The 17,389-nt window shown below is 54.4% G+C and carries 18 protein-coding genes; 14 read left to right on the forward strand and 4 right to left on the reverse strand.

Going from position 1 to position 17,389, the window contains the following annotated elements:
• The first annotated feature begins 325 nt into the window (after window positions 1-325).
• The 5 genes from Q334_RS0113230 to Q334_RS0113250 all read left to right on the forward strand — a co-directional run bounded on the left by Q334_RS0113230 (window position 326) and on the right by Q334_RS0113250 (window position 4,531).
• A complete protein-coding gene (locus Q334_RS0113230; protein ID WP_027313627.1) occupies window positions 326-1,315 on the forward strand; it encodes a response regulator in 990 nt (329 codons plus the stop codon).
• A 13-nt stretch (window positions 1,316-1,328) separates the two neighbouring features.
• Window positions 1,329-2,273: a sensor domain-containing diguanylate cyclase gene (locus Q334_RS0113235; RefSeq protein WP_027313628.1), complete on the forward strand. Its 945-nt coding sequence runs from the start codon at window positions 1,329-1,331 to the stop codon at window positions 2,271-2,273.
• 108 nt (window positions 2,274-2,381) lie between these two features.
• On the forward strand, window positions 2,382-3,050 hold the full coding sequence (gene queC / locus Q334_RS0113240; protein ID WP_027313629.1) for a 7-cyano-7-deazaguanine synthase QueC: 669 nt from the start codon (window positions 2,382-2,384) through the stop codon (window positions 3,048-3,050).
• Complete coding sequence (queE, locus tag Q334_RS0113245) at window positions 3,050-3,679, forward strand: 7-carboxy-7-deazaguanine synthase (protein ID WP_155889000.1); 630 nt, start codon at window positions 3,050-3,052, stop codon at window positions 3,677-3,679. The genes queC and queE overlap by 1 nt, the downstream gene beginning before the upstream one ends.
• Before the next feature lie 3 nt (window positions 3,680-3,682).
• Window positions 3,683-4,531, forward strand: coding sequence for a 6-carboxytetrahydropterin synthase (locus Q334_RS0113250; protein ID WP_027313631.1), 849 nt, complete (start codon window positions 3,683-3,685; stop codon window positions 4,529-4,531).
• A 69-nt stretch (window positions 4,532-4,600) separates the two neighbouring features.
• Here the strand turns inward: Q334_RS0113250 and Q334_RS0113255 are convergent, their stop codons facing one another.
• On the reverse strand, window positions 4,601-5,077 hold the full coding sequence (locus Q334_RS0113255; protein ID WP_027313632.1) for a MarR family winged helix-turn-helix transcriptional regulator: 477 nt from the start codon (window positions 5,075-5,077) through the stop codon (window positions 4,601-4,603).
• 214 nt (window positions 5,078-5,291) lie between these two features.
• On the opposite strand from Q334_RS0113255, the gene Q334_RS0113260 reads away from it, so the two are divergent.
• From Q334_RS0113260 to cueR, 8 genes are all read left to right on the forward strand, one after another.
• A complete protein-coding gene (locus tag Q334_RS0113260; protein WP_027313633.1) occupies window positions 5,292-6,428 on the forward strand; it encodes a homogentisate 1,2-dioxygenase in 1,137 nt (378 codons plus the stop codon).
• A 9-nt stretch (window positions 6,429-6,437) separates the two neighbouring features.
• Entirely contained in the window at window positions 6,438-7,418 is a 981-nt protein-coding gene (locus Q334_RS0113265; RefSeq protein ID WP_027313634.1) for a fumarylacetoacetate hydrolase family protein, read from the forward strand.
• A gap of 24 nt (window positions 7,419-7,442) precedes the next feature.
• Window positions 7,443-8,078, forward strand: coding sequence for a maleylacetoacetate isomerase (gene maiA / locus Q334_RS0113270; protein WP_211249545.1), 636 nt, complete (start codon window positions 7,443-7,445; stop codon window positions 8,076-8,078).
• Between the two features lie 92 nt (window positions 8,079-8,170).
• Entirely contained in the window at window positions 8,171-8,974 is an 804-nt protein-coding gene (phhA, locus tag Q334_RS0113275) for a phenylalanine 4-monooxygenase (RefSeq protein WP_027313636.1), read from the forward strand.
• Window positions 8,975-9,203: 229 nt separating this feature from the next.
• Entirely contained in the window at window positions 9,204-9,461 is a 258-nt protein-coding gene (locus Q334_RS0113280; protein WP_245593689.1) for a SemiSWEET transporter, read from the forward strand.
• Between the two features lie 42 nt (window positions 9,462-9,503).
• A complete protein-coding gene (locus Q334_RS0113285; protein ID WP_027313638.1) occupies window positions 9,504-10,121 on the forward strand; it encodes a DNA-J related domain-containing protein in 618 nt (205 codons plus the stop codon).
• 83 nt (window positions 10,122-10,204) lie between these two features.
• The gene (locus tag Q334_RS0113290) at window positions 10,205-12,571 is read left to right on the forward strand and encodes a heavy metal translocating P-type ATPase (protein WP_027313639.1); all 2,367 of its coding nucleotides are present in this window, start codon (window positions 10,205-10,207) and stop codon (window positions 12,569-12,571) included.
• Window positions 12,568-12,972 (forward strand): Cu(I)-responsive transcriptional regulator, encoded by a 405-nt coding sequence (gene cueR, locus Q334_RS0113295; protein ID WP_027313640.1) that lies wholly within the window; start codon window positions 12,568-12,570, stop codon window positions 12,970-12,972. Before Q334_RS0113290 ends, cueR begins: the two co-directional genes overlap by 4 nt.
• Window positions 12,973-12,989: 17 nt before the next feature.
• On the opposite strand, the gene Q334_RS0113300 is transcribed toward cueR, so the two are convergent.
• The gene (locus Q334_RS0113300) at window positions 12,990-13,733 is read right to left on the reverse strand and encodes a substrate-binding periplasmic protein (RefSeq protein WP_027313641.1); all 744 of its coding nucleotides are present in this window, start codon (window positions 13,731-13,733) and stop codon (window positions 12,990-12,992) included.
• A gap of 120 nt (window positions 13,734-13,853) precedes the next feature.
• On the opposite strand from Q334_RS0113300, the gene queG reads away from it, so the two are divergent.
• Window positions 13,854-14,936, forward strand: coding sequence for a tRNA epoxyqueuosine(34) reductase QueG (gene queG, locus Q334_RS0113305; protein ID WP_035461619.1), 1,083 nt, complete (start codon window positions 13,854-13,856; stop codon window positions 14,934-14,936).
• Window positions 14,937-14,983: 47 nt separating this feature from the next.
• Here the strand turns inward: queG and Q334_RS0113310 are convergent, their stop codons facing one another.
• Together Q334_RS0113310 and Q334_RS0113315 are read right to left on the reverse strand one after the other, a co-directional pair.
• Entirely contained in the window at window positions 14,984-16,849 is a 1,866-nt protein-coding gene (locus Q334_RS0113310; RefSeq protein WP_027313643.1) for a SurA N-terminal domain-containing protein, read from the reverse strand.
• Between the two features lie 247 nt (window positions 16,850-17,096).
• Entirely contained in the window at window positions 17,097-17,372 is a 276-nt protein-coding gene (locus Q334_RS0113315) for an HU family DNA-binding protein (protein ID WP_027313644.1), read from the reverse strand.
• Between the last annotated feature and the right edge of the window lie 17 nt (window positions 17,373-17,389).

Here is a 17,389-nt window from a genome sequence, read left to right on the forward strand (position 1 = left end):
TACCCTTGTTTGAGATATGAAAAAAGCAGCGCCATTATATCTCACAAGAGCCTCTCACCGGCTTCACCCGCTCCGGTGAGAAAATAAAGCCAGCGCAGCACTTTGCCGCCGAAAACGCCCTGAATGTTGACGTTATGCCGGTAATCGCTTGCTTTGTAAGGACTTCTTTACGTATTTAAACCGACTTTTGATTGCTCCAGCATCTTCTTTACATCATGCTTGAGCGCAATAACAAAAGCGCACTTTTGACAAAGGCCGTCACGGGTTGTGACACAGCGGTCGGCATCAGTGCCCACAATAACAATCGCCCGCAGGACACCAGACTATGTCCCTATCTGTTTTGATCTGTGATGACTCCAGCATGGCGCGCAAACAAATGGCTCGCTCGCTCCCCAAGGACTGGGCAGGTGAAGTGAACTTCGCCTGCCATGGCGGAGAAGCAATGACCTGGCTGCGTCAAAACCCCACCGATGTACTCTTCCTGGATTTAACCATGCCCGAAATGGATGGTTATCAGGTACTAGAAGCAATCGGCCAAGAAGGCATTGCGGTCAAAACCATCGTCGTCTCCGGTGACATTCAACCCGAAGCCCAACAGCGGGTAAAAAGCCTGGGCGCACTCGAGTTTGTGCAAAAGCCGGTCTCCACTGAGCAGATTCATGAGTTGATTGAGCGCTTTCAGCTCGTTTCACAAGGCGAGGTGGCCGATGCCGCTGCAGGGCTGGAGGTTAGCCTGCACGACTGCTATCAAGAGGTCGTCAACGTCGCCATGGGGCAAGCTGCTGACCGCTTAGCACGCTTACTGGGAGTATTCGTTAAGCTGCCAGTACCCAAGGTCAATATTCTTGAGCCAACCGAGCTGGAGATGGCTCTGCAGGCGGTGTCTGATCAAAAGAGTTTATCGGCGGTATGTCAGGGCTTTATAGGTTCCGGCATTTCGGGTGAAGCCATGGTGCTGTTCTCTGACGCGGACTTCTCCAGCATCGGCCAATTGATGAACTTCACCCTCCCCTTGAGCGACAGCGATCAGTTGGACGTTCTCATGGACGTCTCCAACATTCTGATCAGCGCTTGTTTACGTGGTGTCGCCGAGCAACTTGATGTGGAGTTCAGCCAAGGGCATCCAGTTATTCTGGGTCAGCATTGCAGCATCGATGATTTAATCAGCGCCCTACGCCAGAAACCACAGCGGCTAATGGCCATTGAAATAAACTACGATCTGGAAGATCAAAACATCACCTGTGATCTGCTGCTACTCTTTACCGCTGACTCCATGCCGGCCCTCGATAGCCGTGTCCGCTTGATTTTGGAATAACCAAGGATCTGCCATGAGCGAAAACTTCAAAGAGTTTCACTGGATGGTCAACATGCTCCAGACCTTGGATGTGGGCCTGGTGGTGATTGATGCCGATAAAAAAGTCCAACTCTGGAATGGCTTTATGGAGAACCACAGCGGCATGAAACCCGATGTGGTGCGTGATAAAGACATCACCACCCTCTACCCTGAAATGCCCGTTGATTGGCTGGATCGCCAACTCAATATGGTCTTTACCCTGGGCAACAAGGCATTCTCCACCTGGGAGCAGCGTCCCTACCTGTTCCCCTTCCGCACCTATCAGCCGATTACTGGTCGGGCGGAATTTATGTACCAAAACATCACCATTATCCCCTTAACGGGACTGGATGGCCGCACTGACCATGCCTGCATCATGGTGTATGACGAATCCGAAGCTGCGCTCAACCGTAATGATCTTAAACAGGCCAACGCCGAGCTGGCTTGGCTCAGCCAAACAGACCCCCTCACTCGCCTCTTTAACCGTGGCTACTGGGAAGATCGCTTGGTGCATGAATTCCAACGCTTTAAGCGCACCGAACAACCTGTCAGCCTGATCATGTTTGATATTGACCACTTCAAAAAGGTCAATGATACCTATGGACATCCTGCCGGCGACGAAGTGATTCGCCACGTCTCTCGTATTCTCAAGTCCTGCATTCGCACCACTGATATTGCTGGGCGCTACGGCGGCGAAGAGTTTGGCGTGATCTTAATTAATACCGACGCAGCGGGCGCGGCCTACTTCGCCGAGCGATTGCGTAAACAGGTTGAGAAAAACCCTGCCGTCCATGAAGGCACCTCCATCCCCTTTACGATCAGCCTAGGGGCGGCACAAGCCTGTCTGGAAATGCATGATTATCAAAACTGGTTAGATCGCACCGATAAAGCCCTCTATCAATCCAAACATAATGGCCGTAACCAACTGACTCAGTTGTAATCGCCTCAACTCACGCCAACAAGCGGAGGCTCCTCCTCCGCTTGCGCGCAAAAACTTATCCCGCAAGTCAAAAATGCGTATAATGCGCCCCTTTGTCAGGGGGGCGACATGAAAGAAAAAGCAGTTGTTATCTATTCTGGCGGCATGGACTCCTTCACCGTGCTCCATAAAGCCTTAGCCGCTGGCTATGAGCTCTATCCACTCTCATTTCACTACGGGCAGCGTCACGCCAAAGAGCTGGATGTAGCCGCAGCGGTTTGTCAGCAACTGGGACTGCCACATAAAGTCGTGGATATTCGTGCCATCAATACCCTGCTGGCCGGCTCATCACTCACCGATGACATTGAAATCCCGCAAGGGCACTACGCCGACGACAACATGAAGTCCACCGTCGTGCCTAACCGCAATATGATTCTGCTGTCGCTGGCCATTGGTTACGCAGTTTCCATTGGTGCACGCAAGGTGTTCTATGGCGCCCATTCTGGCGACCACAGCATCTATCCGGATTGCCGCCCAGAGTTTGTGCAGAAGATGAACGCCGTCTCCCTGATTGCCAACTACGAACCAGTTGAAGTGGTTAGCCCCTACTTGAGCCAAAGTAAAATCGACATCCTCCGGGATGGCTTGGCCATGGGGCTGGACTATAGCCAGACCTGGACCTGCTATAACGGCCGCGAGCGCGCCTGCGGCAAATGCGGGGCCTGCCATGAACGCCTGGAGGCCTTTAGCCTCAACCAGGCCCAAGATCCACTGCCCTATGAGCAGGCGGAGGCTTGATGTACAGCGTTAAAGAAGCCTTCTACACCCTGCAAGGGGAAGGCGCTCACAGTGGCCGCCCGGCGGTGTTTTGTCGTTTTAGCGGCTGCAACCTCTGGAGCGGCAAAGAAAAGCACCGTGCCAGCGCCATCTGCCAATTTTGCGATACCGACTTTGTCGGTACCGATGGCCAAAATGGCGGTCGCTTTGCCGATGCCGACAGCCTGGCGCAGCACCTGCGTCAACTCTGGCAAGGCCAGGGTGGCCAGCCCTATGTCGTCTGCACCGGCGGTGAACCACTCTTACAGCTGGATGAAGCATTAATTGAGGCACTGCACCGCCAGAGCTTTATCATTGCCATTGAATCCAACGGCACCCTGGCAGCCCCCGCCGGTATCGATTGGATTTGCATCAGCCCCAAAGCCGGCACCGAGTTGTTGCAACAACAGGGCCAGGAGTTGAAGCTGGTTTTCCCCCAAACTGGCGCAGAACCGGAGCGTTTTGTTCACCTCGACTTCGAGCACTTTTATTTACAGCCGATGGATGGCCCTCAACGCGAGGCCAACACCCAGGCGGCGATTGCCTACTGTCTGGCCCACCCCCAGTGGTCACTCAGCCTGCAAACCCATAAGTATTTGGGCATAGACTAAGCCATGTCGTTAATTCTGTTTGTTGATAACCTGAGCGTCCTCGACTGCTCGATTTTTGATCCCGAGCGCGGACTCATTGGTGAAAGCTGGCAAGTCAATGTGCGCCTGCACGGCCAGCCCGATTGGCAGGGTATGCTGCTGGACTTCTCCGAAGTAAAAAAGCGCCTGAAGAAAGCTATTGATGCCAGCCTGGATCACACCCTGCTCCTGCCCACCCGTATGCCGGGGCTGCAGATTGAGGCGCAGGCAGCACAACTAGAGCTGCACTACGATCACCCCAATAACGGTATGCACTGCCGTGGCCCTGCCCAAGCTTTCTCCTTAATCGACTGTGCTCGCTGTGATGCGCAAAGCGTCGCCGCCCACCTGCGAGCGCTGCTGCTGCCCTTGCTGCCAAACAATCTTACCAATTTGGAGATTGAGCTGGTTGCCGAGCCGATTGAGGGCGCTTATTACCATTACAGCCATGGCCTCAAGAAGCATGAGGGTAACTGCCAGCGCATTGCCCATGGTCATCGCTCCCGTATTCTGGTGTTTAAGGATGGTCAACGCGCCCCCGATGCCGAGGCGGAAATTGCCCAGCGCTGGCAGGATATCTATTTAGTCAGCCGGGAAGATATCAGTGGTATCGAAGCGGGCTGGTTAACCAGCCGCTATCAGGCAGCACAGGGTGAGTTTGCGATTAGCTTGCCATTGCATCGTTGCGATATTCTCGACTGCGACACCACCGTTGAGTATTTGTCCGCCACCCTGGCGGAGCGCCTGCACCAAGCCGCGCCGCAACACCAGTGGCTGGTACAGGCATTCGAAGGGATTGGTAAGGGCGCCATCAGCCTACGACAACCTGCTTAATTGGCTCCTAGCTAGCCGCTACCTACTAGCAAAACGACAGCAGCCATCCTGAGCCGGGCTTAAGCGCCCCTAGGATGGATACTGCTGCTCGAGCTGCTGCACCTTTTGTTCCAGCGTTTTCAGCAGACGCTGTAGATCCCGGTAGTCGGTGGCACTCATGCCCTCCAGTAATTGCGCCTCCCATTCCAGCGCTTTGGGCACCAGTCGCTCATACAGGTCTTCCCCCGCCTGACTCAGCACAATCCGGCTTTGCCGTTGGTCATCCTCTTCCCGCTCCCGGTCAATCCAACCCTTTTCCACCAGAGTTGCCAATGCACGCGACACCTTGGCCTTATCCATCCAGGTTAACTGACCAATCATCTTCGCCGATAGCGGCTGACTGCTCGCCCCCAGGGTGGCAATGATGCGCCACTCCGGAATACTAAGGTCAAACTCACGGCTATAGACTGCCGACAGGGCCTGACTGATTCGCACCGACAACTGATTTAACTTGTAGGGCAAAAACTCCGGCAAAAACAATACCGCTGCCTGTTGGGACTCTGACATGCTCACCCTCCTCTCAATGCCCTCAATACTGCGCCACACTGAATCAGCGCGCCATTCTATCCTAGCCACTTGGCGACACCCACCCAAAAATATCAAGCAAGACGAATGATATTTTCAACATTGCGTAAAAATATGAACAAATAAGGGTTGAATATGCCACAGCAGCGATGCAATATTAGTTTCAAATAAAACCATTTAATCCAGGAGAATGCTCGTGCGCAAGTGGATCAGCTTCCCCATTCAAGAAGGCGAAGTCTCACGTCAGGCTCACTGCGACCTACCCGCCGGCACCTATGAGCGTGAACTGGGCCGTGAAGGCTTCTTTGGCCCGGTCAGTCATATGCATCATAAGCACCCCCCCACCGGCTGGATTGACTGGGAGGGGCCCTTGCGTCCACGTGCCTTCGACTTGACCAAGCTCGACAGCCGCGATGCCAGCCCCTGGGATGCGCCCTTATTGATGCACAACCCCAAGATGCAGATGCGCTTCTGGCACTGCCACACCTCTATGTCCATGCTGGTGCGCAATTCCGATGGCGATGAGCTGCTGTTTATCCATGAAGGCAGCGGTGAACTGTTCTGCGACTATGGCCACCTCAGTATCCGTGATGGTGATTATCTGATGATTCCACGCGGTACCGCCTGGCGCCTGGAAGTCGCTGAGCCCATGCAAATCCTGATGATTGAAAACACCGATAGCGCCTACCAATTACCCGATAAAGGCATGCTTGGCAGCAATGCGATCTTTGATCCGGCAGTGATGGACTATCCCCGCATCAATGAGCGCTTCCGTGCCCAGCAGGACGACAGCCAGTGGCAGGTCCATATCAAGCGCCTGAACCAAGTCAGCAAGGTGACCTTCCCCTTTAATCCGCTGGACGCTATCGGCTGGCACGGCGATAACACCGTGGTGCGGATCAATTGGCGCGATATCCGCCCATTAATGAGCCACCGCTACCACTTACCACCATCCGCCCACACTACCTTTGTCGGCAATGGTTTCGTGGTCTGTACTTTCTGCCCCCGTCCGATCGAGTCCGATCCCGGCGCGCTGAAAGTGCCCTTCTACCACAATAATGACGACTACGATGAAATCCTGTTTTATCACCGTGGTAACTTCTTTAGCCGCGATAACATCCATGCCGGCATGATGACGCTACACCCCTGTGGCTTTGCCCATGGTCCTCACCCCAAGGCGCTAAAAAAGAGCTTTGACAACCCTGCCACCTTCACCGATGAGGTAGCAGTGATGATCGACACCCGTCAGGCGGTTGAGGTCGATGCAGCAGCCTTCGCAGTGGAAGAGCCAGCCTACGTCAATTCCTGGCAGTCACCCGGTAAACAAGATTAAGGAGCACCCATGAAACTGGCATCCCTCAAGCATGGCCGTGACGGCATCCTCTTAGTGGTTTCACGCGATCTGAGCCGTGCCCACCGTCCGAGCGATTTGGCTCCTACCTTGCAGGCCGCTCTGGATAACTGGGACGAACTTGAACCGCAATTACAGGCGCGCTATCAGGCTCTGAACGACAATCAAATCGAAGCAGAAGCCTTCACTCCCCAAGCCTGCGCCGCCCCCCTGCCACGCGCCTACCAATGGGTAGATGGCAGTGCTTACGTCAACCATGTAGAGCTGGTACGCAAGGCGCGTGGTGCAGAAATGCCCCCCTCCTTCTGGACTGACCCACTGATGTATCAGGGCACCTCCGATGCGATGTTAGGCCCCTGCGACCCCATTTGCCTGGCCAGTGAAGACTATGGAATCGATTTCGAGGCTGAAGTCGTCGTCATTACCGGTGATGTTCCCATGGGTAGCTCGCCAGAACAGGCGGTTCAACATATCAAGCTGATTGGCCTGGTGAATGATGTCTCCCTGCGCAATCTGATCCCGGCAGAATTAGCCAAGGGCTTCGGCTTCTTCCATAGCAAGCCGGCCTCAGCGTTTAGTCCGGTATTCGTCACACCGGACGAACTCGGTGAGCACTGGCGCGATAGCCAGATCCATCTGCCACTTAAAGTATGGCGTAACGGTGAGCTCTTCGGTCAGCCCAATTGCGGGGTCGATATGACCTTTAATTTTGCCCGACTGGTTGCCCATGCTGCCTATACCCGCCATCTCAGTGCCGGTACCATCGTCGGCTCTGGCACCATCTCCAATATGGATCGCAGCGTTGGCTCATGCTGTATCGCCGAGCGCCGCATGCTGGAGATTATCGACCAGGGCAGCGCCAGCACCAGTTTCCTGCGCTTTGGTGAGCAGGTTCGGATAGAGATGCTGGATCAGGCTGGCCAGAGTATTTTTGGTGCCATTGAACAACAGGTACAGCCCTACCAGGGCTAAGCCAGCTCAGCCACAGGAGCCGCTATGTCATTGCGCTTGTACAGTTATTTTCGTTCCTCCGCCGCCTTCCGGGTACGGATTGCCCTGCACTACAAAGGGCTGCCCTTCGAGTATCTAGGCGTCAACCTACTCAAAGGTGAGCAACGAAGTACTGCTTACACTCGCCTCAATCCCCAGGGCTTAGTCCCCGCCCTGGAGATTGATAACGGCTTACTGCTGAATCAATCCAGCGCCATTCTGGAGTGGCTGGAGGAAACCTATCCCGAGCCGGCTTTGCTCCCTAGGGACAGCTGGCAACGGGCCAAGGTACGTAGCTGGTGCAATCTGATCGCCTGTGAAGTTCATCCGCTGAACAACTTACGGGTACAGCAGTACCTGAGTCGCGAGTTACAAATCAGCGATGAACAGAAGCAAGCCTGGATTAGCCACTGGATGGCGGAAGGCTTCCAGGCCTTGGAGCAGGAAGTCTCTGCCGCTCCCTTCTGCCTGGGTGAGAACTTGAGCTTGGCCGATCTCTACCTGATCCCGCAGATCTTCAATGCCCTGAGATTTAAGGTCGATATGAACCCTTACCCCAAGCTCATGGCCATTTTTCATCACTGCCAAGCGCTACCGGCCTTTGCCCAGGCATGGCCGGATCAACAACCGGATGCGATCTAACCCCTCTGACCCTGCCCCTTGCCCGGGGCAGAGTCATACCCAAACAATAACAATAGAGGCAGGGCATTTTCCCCTGTCGATGGAGGTAAACCATGGGCAAAACATCTACCTATGTCGCCCGTGACCCAGATGCCAGCGGCTTTATTCATTACCCCGAAGCGGAGCACGCGATCTGGAATACGCTGATTACCCGTCAGCTGGATGCCATTCAAGGCAAAGCCTGTGATGAATATCTGGCCGGACTCGATCAGCTTAAGCTCCCCCATGACCGTATTCCGCAACTGGATGAGGTCAACCGGGTACTGGCGCGTACTACTGGTTGGCAGGTCGCCCAGGTGCCAGCGCTGATCTCCTTTGATCACTTCTTCAAACTGCTGGCGAACAAAGCCTTCCCGGTAGCTACCTTTATTCGCCGCCCAGAAGAGCTGGATTATCTGCAAGAGCCGGACATCTTCCACGAAATCTTCGGCCACTGTCCGCTGCTGACCAACCCGGCGTTTGCCGCCTTTACCCACACCTATGGCCAGCTTGGCTATAAAGCCAGTAAAGAGGAGCGGGTTTACCTGGCCCGCCTGTACTGGTTTACCGTGGAGTTTGGCATCACCCGTACTGCCCAGGATAAGATGCGCATCTATGGCGGCGGCATTCTGTCTTCAATTGGCGAAACCGATTACTGCTTCAATAGCGATGCCCGTGCCATCGAAGCCTTTGATCTACTAAGCGTGCTGCGCACCCCCTATCGGATCGACATCATGCAGCCGGTTTATTACTTACTGGATCACTTCGATCAGCTGTTTGAGCTCAGCAAACTTGATCTGCTCGACTACGTCCGCCAAGCACGGCAGTTGGGTCTGCTCCCCGCCCGTTTTCCGCCCAAAGAAGCGGCTGCCAGCTAACCCTCTCCGGCAGGCTATCTGATCTTAGATAGCCTGTTTTCTCCTTAGGGAAATCACAGCACACTCCAGGTGCCCTTTGCATGCTTTACCCCTCTTAGCCTTGATCAAAATTAAGTCTATAATGGAGCCGCTCCGGCTACTGTTGCCCCCTTCCTATAACAACTACCGCAACCTCCACCGGTCTTTTTACTCTAAAGAGCAACCGCTCCCGCATGTCTGAGGTTTTGTTATGGACCCCTTACTGACCCTGTTAGGGATTACTGCCGCCTGTATGACCACCCTGGCCTTTATCCCCCAGGTTTTACAAATTATCCGCACCCGCGACACTAGCAGCATCTCCTTGGGGATGTATCTCATGTTTGTGGTTGGCATCGCCCTCTGGCTCACCTACGGCATTGCTCTGGGGGATTTACCCATCATTCTGGCCAACACCATCACCCTGTTACTAGCCTGTACGGTACTGACGCTAAAACTGCGCTACAAGTAAGGCTCGCTTGCACCTCAGCTGCCAAGCTGGCAGGCTGAGGGCATGAACACTTCGATTAGCGAACATCTGTGCTTGGCGCTGGAGCCTCTACTCCCTCTGGATTCCCCTGGTCAGAGCGAGTACCAACTGATTCAAACCCTGCGCAGTAAAGGCCTCAATCTGCCCATGGGGGATACAGCCAGTCTGTTCCACAGCCACTTTCTGATTTTTCACGGCCTCTACTTGCTGCAACAGCGCTGGCGTAGCCGCCGTTATGCTCATCTGGAAATCCACACCCTGCACATTCAGGCTCACTCCTGGTCACAACGCCCCCCAGGCGCTGGAGTCCAGACAGACGAAGAAACTACCGCCCTCCTCCAGGCAGCAGATCCCCTCGCTGCTTTTTATCTGGATTGGAACAATCTCGGCACCGAGCTCAGCACCCTGGAAACATGGCTCGACCGCTTCTGGCGACGCTTAGGCCTTCCTGACGAGACACTACAGCAAGCCTTAGCCGATTTAGAACTACCGGCCCAAACACTGCAGCAAGCAGACTGGCCCAATCTGGCCCGCCAGCAATACCAGCGTCTGGCCATGCAACACCACCCGGATCGCGGCGGTGACAGTGAGCGTTTCAAGCAAGTGCAACACGCTTGGCAGCTGCTGAAAAATTATGTGTAAAAAACGCAAACCCTGACTTTACCTTTACTCAACTGGAAGGTTTACACTCTGCTCATTCAGATGGACAAAGCAGGGAAACCAACATGAGTACCCTTACCCTCGATATCAAAGGCATGCGCTGCGCAGGTTGCGCCGCCAAGGTAGGTCGTACCCTGGAAGCACTGGACAGTGTCGCCCAGGCAGAGGTCAACATTGCCACCAACAAAGCAGTGATCACTCCCCACTCAAGCCAAGCACTGGATGACAGCCTGACGGCAATTGCCGGGCTCGGCTATGAAGTCTTAACCCAAGAACAGGTCTTTAACGTCAGCGGTCTCAGCTGCGCCAGTTGCGTCAATAAAATTGAAAGTCAGTTGCAACGCCTGGAGGGCGTGCTCAAAGTCGAAGTAAACCTTGCCAGCGGCCAGACCAGGGTAAAAACCCTGTTACAGGGGCCTGATCGCGCACACCTGAGTCAAGCCATCCAGGCACTCGGTTATGAAGTCGAGAGCAGTCAAACTTCGACCTCATCCTCCCGTGCCAGCGAACCCCAAACTAAGACTCCCTGGCTCCTGATTGGCTCAGCTTTGCTCTGCCTACCCTTAATTGCGCCGATGTTGGGTCTGGGTACTCACCTCTCACCCTGGCTCGAATGGTTACTAGCCACCCCGGTACAACTCATACTGGGCTGGCGTTTTTACCGTGGCAGCTACCACGCCCTCAAAGCCGGCTACACCAATATGGATGTCCTCGTCGCGCTGGGCACCAGCAGCGCCTATCTGTACAGCTTAGTGTTAATGCTGCAACAGGGCGCTGCCAGCCACGGACAGCTCTATTTTGAAACGGCCGCCGTCCTCCTCACCCTGATTTCCTTAGGTAAGTGGTTGGAAGAGCAAGCCAAGCGTAAAACCAGCTTTGCTCTGGACCAGCTACTCTCTCTGCGTCCTGAACAGGCCACCTTACTCGTAGAGGGGCAACCCCAACAGGTTGCCATCGAAGACGTACAGGCTGGTCAACAGCTGTTGATCAAGCCAGGGGAACGTATCCCAGTCGATGCCAAAATCATCAGCGGTCACAGCGAAGTGGATGAGTCCATGCTCACCGGAGAAAGCCTGCCGGTCAGTAAAAAGACAGGGGAACAGGTGCATGCCGGCACCCTGAACGGCCAGGGCAGCCTGACGGTTGAGGCTTTGAAGGTTGGCAACCAAACTGCGCTGGCACGCATTATCCAACTGGTGGAGCAGGCCCAGGCCGGCAAGGCACCTATCCAGCAATTAGTGGATAAGATCAGCGCTATCTTTGTGCCGGTGGTCCTGTTGATCGCCCTGGCCACCGCTCTTATCTGGTGGTGGCTCGGTGCCGATACCCCTACTCTGTTGATGAATGCCGTAGCGGTACTGGTCATTGCCTGTCCCTGTGCCCTTGGTCTTGCCACCCCTGCCGCTCTCTTGGCTGGAACCGGCTCTGGCGCCCGTGCCGGCATCCTGATCCGCAACCTGGAGGTGCTGGAAACCGCCCCCAAGGTCGATAGACTGATTTTTGATAAAACCGGCACCCTAACCCAAGGCCACCCCAGCCTGCAGCAGGTATACAGCCCTGTGTTAGCCGAAGAAGAGCTGATCCGTCTGGTTGCCAGCGCCCAGCAGCGCAGTGAGCACCCTTTAGCCAAGGCCTTGCTTGAGGCGGCCAAACAACGTCAGCTCACCCTCGCTACAGTGGACAGTATGCAGGCCGTCAGTGGCAAAGGGCTGCGTGCCGAGGTGGCAGGTCAACAATTGTTAATAGGCACAGCTGAGCTGCTCCAGGACGCACAGATTGAGATTCCCCCATCCCCCCAGCTACAGGCACTGCAACAACAAGCTGCCACCCTGGTGATGGTGGCTGCCGATGGCCGTTGGCTGGGTGCCTACACGCTGGCGGATCAAGCTCGCCCGGAAGCCGCCAGTGCTATCCAGGCCCTACAGCAGCAAAAGCGTCAGGTGGTCATGCTCAGTGGTGATCGTCAAGAAGCGGTTGCCCCCTTGGCCAAGGTCTTAGCCATCCATGAATACGCCGCCAGCCAGCAGCCTGCTGATAAGGCAAATTACATCCGCACGCAGCAACAGCAAGGCCAAGTGGTCGCTATGGTGGGAGATGGGATTAACGATGCGCCAGCATTAGCCCAGGCCGATCTCAGTATTGCCATGGGCAGTGGTTCTGATATCGCGCTGGAAACGGCAGACCTCACCCTACTACGCAACGATCCGCGCCTGGTGGCGGCTGCACTGCAACTCTGTAGCCTGACCCGTCGCAAAATTGCCGAGAACCTGTTTTTTGCCTTCATCTTTAACACGCTGGGGATCCCCCTGGCGGCCATGGGTTATCTCAACCCAACTTTAGCGGGGGCAGCCATGGCCTTAAGCAGCCTCACAGTGGTCAGCAACGCACTGCTATTGAAACGCTGGCAGCCTAAGTGGGAGGAACACGCATGAAGATCAGCCAAGTGGCCAAACTCACCGGCCTTAGCAGCAAAACCATTCGTTATTACGAGAGCATTGGCCTGATACAGGCCCCAAGCCGACAAGAAAATGGCTATCGAGACTATGGCAGCAGTGAAGTGCGCGCACTGCAGTTTGTACAACGGGCACGCCAGCTTGGCTTTAATCTGGAGGAGTGCAGTGAATTGCTGCAGCTTTACACGGACCCGCATCGGGCCAGCGCCAAAGTCAAGGCACTGACCCTGGAGCGCATCCACCACTTAGAGCAGCAGATAGAACACCTGCAGAGTATGAAAGCCAGCCTGGAAGAGTTAGTCACTCAGTGTGGCGGCAACGAAGATCCAGATTGCCCCATCATTGAAGAACTAGCCTGCCCCCATACCCATCAACACTAGCGGGTGATCACCCTAAGCTAATAACGCACTAACAGCGACTGATAAAAGGTACCGTAGAGCGGATGGGGGCGCGCCTTCACCCGCTCTAAGGCATGCTGCCAACGTTCAACCTCCTGTGCAGGAATCCCCTTACTTAGAGCAAACCATAATTCCTGACTGGCAAAACTCTGGTAGCTGTAAAAATCACTGGACTCGAGCCCTGCCTGCTGGAGTAACAAACGGGCACGATGCTCTTCCAACAAACAAAAGTCTAAACGCCCCTGCTGCAAATAACGCAATAAGCTGTAGGGCGAACTTGCCAGCATCAACTCTGCAGGGTGCTCAACTTTCTTGATCAAGTGCTGATAAAGCTCAGCATCCAAGGCGCCAATACGCCAAGGTTGCGCTACGGTTGCAGGTGGAGGTTCAGCTAACGCCAACAATACAAAGCGCACCGGTGCAATCGGCCCCAACCAATGCCAACGCTGCTCACGTACAGGCAAACGTACCAGCGGCATGCCCACCACTGCTTGTTCAAGCTGTAGCCGCTGTATCAATTCGCCCTGACTGACTAGCTCTGGAACAGGGCGTGGCTGTTTAAGTTCGTCCGCCAAAGCATGCAATAACTCAAGCGCAATGCCCTGCACTGCGCTCTCTTTTTTATAGAGAAAAGGGGGATAGTTTTCCGCCAGAAAAGTCGCTTGCTGCCAGGTATCTCCCCAGAGCAGTTCATGCCAGCAGCTGATTAGCAGTGCCAGGCTATAGCGCCATCCTTTACTCATCATACTTCCCTGTCTTAAGTACCGCGATAAAGCTGTCAAAGTGTAGGCGAGGTACAGCAACAAATCCGTTAATAAGTGTGAATCCGCTATAATGCCCACTTTGCCGTTATTGATCAGAACATGAGTACGCATCTTAGCCCCGCACAACTTGAACAACTCTGCCTGGATATTGGCCACTGGTGCCAAGAACTGGGTTTCCAACAAATGGGAATCAGCGGCATTGAGTTGGGCGAACACCCGGAGTATCTCAAACGCTGGCTTGCACAGGGTTACCATGGCGAGATGGACTATCTGGAGCGACATGCAGAGCTGCGTGCAGAACCAGCACAGTTACATCCCGGTACCCTCAGGGTTATTTCAGTACGGATGAATTATCTCGCCCCTGAGGTCGAAACCATCAAGGTGCTTAGTCAGCCCGAGCGTGCTTATATCTCCCGCTATGCCCTAGGCCGTGATTATCACAAACTCATTCGCAAGCGCCTCACTGAGTTAGCCAAACGTATTGAAGCTGCCATCGGCCCCTTTGGCTACCGTGCTTTTGTAGATAGTGCACCCGTGATGGAGCGTGCCCTGGCTAATCAGGCTGGCTTAGGTTGGGTGGGCAAAAATACCATGGTGATGAATCGCCAGGCTGGCTCCTGGTTTTTCCTCGGTGAGCTCTATACCGACCTGCCCTTGCCACTCAATACCGAGCAACAAAAAGAACACTGCGGACGCTGTACTTCCTGTCTAGATCTCTGTCCCACCAAGGCCTTTATTGCCCCTTACTGGCTGGATGCCCGCAAATGCATCTCTTACCTGACTATCGAATACAAAGGCAGCATTCCATTAGAGCTACGCCCTTTAATTGGCAATCGCATTTTTGGTTGTGATGATTGCCAACTGGTTTGCCCTTGGAACCGCTTTGCCCGTTTCAGTCCAGAGGCAGACTTCACCCCTCGCCATGCCCTGGATCGCGCTACCCTGCTGGAGCTATTTGCCTGGGACGAGGACACCTTCTTGCGCCTTACCGAAGGCTCCCCTATTCGCCGCAGCGGCTATGAATGCTGGCAACGCAATCTAGCTGTCGCACTGGGCAATGCCCCGTCCAACCCTGCCATTATTGCTGCCATCGAGCAGCGCCTGCCTAGCGCCACCCCTCTAGTGGCGGAACACTTACAGTGGGCACTGTCCCGCCAGCGTACACAACAGGCGACGCTATAAACGACAACGCCCTCCAAAGGAGGGCGCCGCCTAGCCAGAATCAACCCTTAAAAGCGTTCGATTTCAGCTTTCTTCAGCAACTCACGGTTAAAGTGCTGGAACAACTCCTGCCCTTGCTGACTGGCCATAAAGCCACGCAGGCTTTGCAGTTGATCCGCCGGGAGGTCCTTCACTTCACCAGGCTGCACCTTCAGTAGCTGTACCAGCGCCTGATCGCCATTGCTCAGAGTCAACTGCGCCACGCTGGGTTGCTGCTGCGGATGAGGCATGGCAAACAGGCCCTGTAATAGCTGTGGGTCTTGCTCTTGAGCATTTCGGGTTAGCCCTTCAAACAATGGCCACTGGGCAGCCTGACTCGCATCAGCCTTCACACTAGCTAGTTGCTCTGCCGCCGCCGCTGCCGCCAGCTTTTGTGCCTCTTGACGGCGAGCTTCCGCTTGGACGCGATCTTTGACCTCAGCCAGCTCCAACTGACGCTCGGGCTTATGCTCTTTGATCCGCACTACCACCAGGGTGTCAGCATCTACTTCAATCGGCTCACTGTTTTCTCCCGCTTTAATAAACTCAGGATCAAACACCTTGCTCAATAGGCGCTGGCTGGCAGCAATTCCTTCACCGCCGGCACGGTCAAAGGCTGGGGTTTCTTCAACTTGTAGACCCAAAGCATCGGCAGGCTCTTGTAAATCCGGAGAGGTAAAGCTCAGGTCAGCCAGTTTCTCTGCTCGCTCAACAAACAGGGTATCCACCTGACGCTGTTTCACTTGTTGCTCAAGTTCAGCACGCATATCAGCAAAGCTCGGTGGTGTTTCTTCCTGTTCTTTGATAACGGTTAACAGATGATAGCCAAAGCTAGAGCGCACAGGCGCAGACACCGCACCTTCCTCTAGCTGAGCCAAAGCCTCATCTAACACTGGCTCCAGCAGACCAGGCTCAATAAAGCCTAAGTCCCCACCCTGCTCAGCACTGGAGGCATCATCAGAAAACTGACTTGCCAGCTCAGCAAAGGATTCACCAGCCTGTAATTTGGCTTGAACTTCAGCGATACGAGCTTTAGCCGCTTCTTCATTCTGCTCGTCACTCACCTCTACCAGGATATGGGCAACCTGCTGTTGTTTCCGCGCCTGCAAACTCGCCAGATGCTGTTGATAGGCCGTTTGCAACTCCGCTTCATCAACATTGACCTCCTGCAATAAGTCAGCCTTACGCAGTGCCACATAACGCAAGACTACCTGCTCAGGGGCACGATAGCTGTTCAGGTTTGCCTGGTAAAAGGCTTGCAGGGCCGCATCATCCAGCTGCACCTGCGCTTCGTAGTCATCTGCTTTAAACACTTGGATGCGCGCATCACGTTGCTGGCGATCCAGCAGCAAAAGTGTTTCTAACTCCTGGGGCAGCATAAACTCGCTTGCACTAATGGCAGAACGTACCTGATTGATCAGCAAATCACGACGCAGTAACTCGCGATATAACAGAGGAGTTAGCCCCACATTACGCAAGACTTGCTGGAAGCGTTCCTGGTCAAACTTGCCTTCCACGTGAAAGTCTGGGGTACGCACAATCATCTGATCCATCAGCTCATCAGAAACGCCTAGTCCCAGCTTAGCCGCTTGCTGCAAGACCACCTCTTCCTCAATCAGGCGATCCAGTGCTTGACGTTGCAGGCGATTATCATCCAACAAAGCAGGATCAATATTCCCCCCCATCTGATTCAGCAGTTGGCGGCGTTGCAGTTCAACCGTCTGCAGCAAAGCCTGACGACTGACCTCTTCACCATTAACTTTGGCCGGCGCATCACTGCCTGCGCTCAGGGTAAACAAAGAATCCACACCCCAGAGTGCAAAAGTAATGGCAATCAGCCCAACCAGAATTTTAGAGACAAGACCCGATGAGTTGTCTCTGATGTTTTGCAGCATGTGGCCCCCACTTTGCCAGTGTTACAACTCAGAAAACCTGCTTCCCTGTTTAGCAATGCAAGCGTACTAGTTAGGCTTGCCTGCGCAGGTTGTCTAAGGGGTTTAAGCTAAAAAAAAAGCGCACTCAACAGAATGCGCTCTTGTTTGAAAAGCGGAACAGCCAGGGAAGGTTCCTCAAGCTTGGCATCTTGCTGCCTTGTCCGCTCTTCGCTAGCTGTATTGGCATGAAACCATGCCAATTACGGGATTAGCCGTTCACAGCATCCTTCAGAGCTTTACCAGGCTTGAAGCCAGGTACTTTAGCAGCGGCGATATTGATCGGCGCGCCAGTCTGAGGGTTACGACCAGTACGGGCAGCGCGCTCTTTCACCGCGAAAGTACCAAAGCCAACCAGAGCAACAGAGTCACCCTTAGCCAGAGCTTCAGTAACAGCGTCAATCATAGCGTCCAGCGCACGGCCAGCAGCAGCTTTAGGAATATCAGCAGAAGCTGCGATAGCGTCGATCAGTTCAGATTTATTCACGTTATTCCCCTTCGAAG

Origin of the sequence: Balneatrix alpica DSM 16621, assembly GCF_000619885.1 — a bacterium.
In the GTDB taxonomy this organism is placed as follows: Bacteria; Pseudomonadota; Gammaproteobacteria; order Pseudomonadales; family Balneatricaceae; genus Balneatrix; species Balneatrix alpica.

Bases quoted from the DNA above. Each gene is read 5' to 3' on its own strand.
- Q334_RS0113230 (WP_027313627.1), top strand. From the start codon at position 326: ATGTCCCTATCTGTTTTGATCTGTGATGACTCCAGCATGGCGCGCAAA.
- Q334_RS0113235 (WP_027313628.1), top strand. From the start codon at position 1,329: ATGAGCGAAAACTTCAAAGAGTTTCACTGGATGGTCAACATGCTCCAG.
- queC (WP_027313629.1), top strand. From the start codon at position 2,382: ATGAAAGAAAAAGCAGTTGTTATCTATTCTGGCGGCATGGACTCCTTC.
- queE (WP_155889000.1), top strand. From the start codon at position 3,050: ATGTACAGCGTTAAAGAAGCCTTCTACACCCTGCAAGGGGAAGGCGCT.
- Q334_RS0113250 (WP_027313631.1), top strand. From the start codon at position 3,683: ATGTCGTTAATTCTGTTTGTTGATAACCTGAGCGTCCTCGACTGCTCG.
- Q334_RS0113255 (WP_027313632.1), bottom strand. From the start codon at position 5,077: ATGTCAGAGTCCCAACAGGCAGCGGTATTGTTTTTGCCGGAGTTTTTG.
- Q334_RS0113265 (WP_027313634.1), top strand. From the start codon at position 6,438: ATGAAACTGGCATCCCTCAAGCATGGCCGTGACGGCATCCTCTTAGTG.
- maiA (WP_211249545.1), top strand. From the start codon at position 7,443: ATGTCATTGCGCTTGTACAGTTATTTTCGTTCCTCCGCCGCCTTCCGG.
- phhA (WP_027313636.1), top strand. From the start codon at position 8,171: ATGGGCAAAACATCTACCTATGTCGCCCGTGACCCAGATGCCAGCGGC.
- Q334_RS0113280 (WP_245593689.1), top strand. From the start codon at position 9,204: ATGGACCCCTTACTGACCCTGTTAGGGATTACTGCCGCCTGTATGACC.
- Q334_RS0113285 (WP_027313638.1), top strand. From the start codon at position 9,504: ATGAACACTTCGATTAGCGAACATCTGTGCTTGGCGCTGGAGCCTCTA.
- Q334_RS0113290 (WP_027313639.1), top strand. From the start codon at position 10,205: ATGAGTACCCTTACCCTCGATATCAAAGGCATGCGCTGCGCAGGTTGC.
- cueR (WP_027313640.1), top strand. From the start codon at position 12,568: ATGAAGATCAGCCAAGTGGCCAAACTCACCGGCCTTAGCAGCAAAACC.
- Q334_RS0113300 (WP_027313641.1), bottom strand. From the start codon at position 13,733: ATGAGTAAAGGATGGCGCTATAGCCTGGCACTGCTAATCAGCTGCTGG.
- queG (WP_035461619.1), top strand. From the start codon at position 13,854: ATGAGTACGCATCTTAGCCCCGCACAACTTGAACAACTCTGCCTGGAT.
- Q334_RS0113310 (WP_027313643.1), bottom strand. From the start codon at position 16,849: ATGCTGCAAAACATCAGAGACAACTCATCGGGTCTTGTCTCTAAAATT.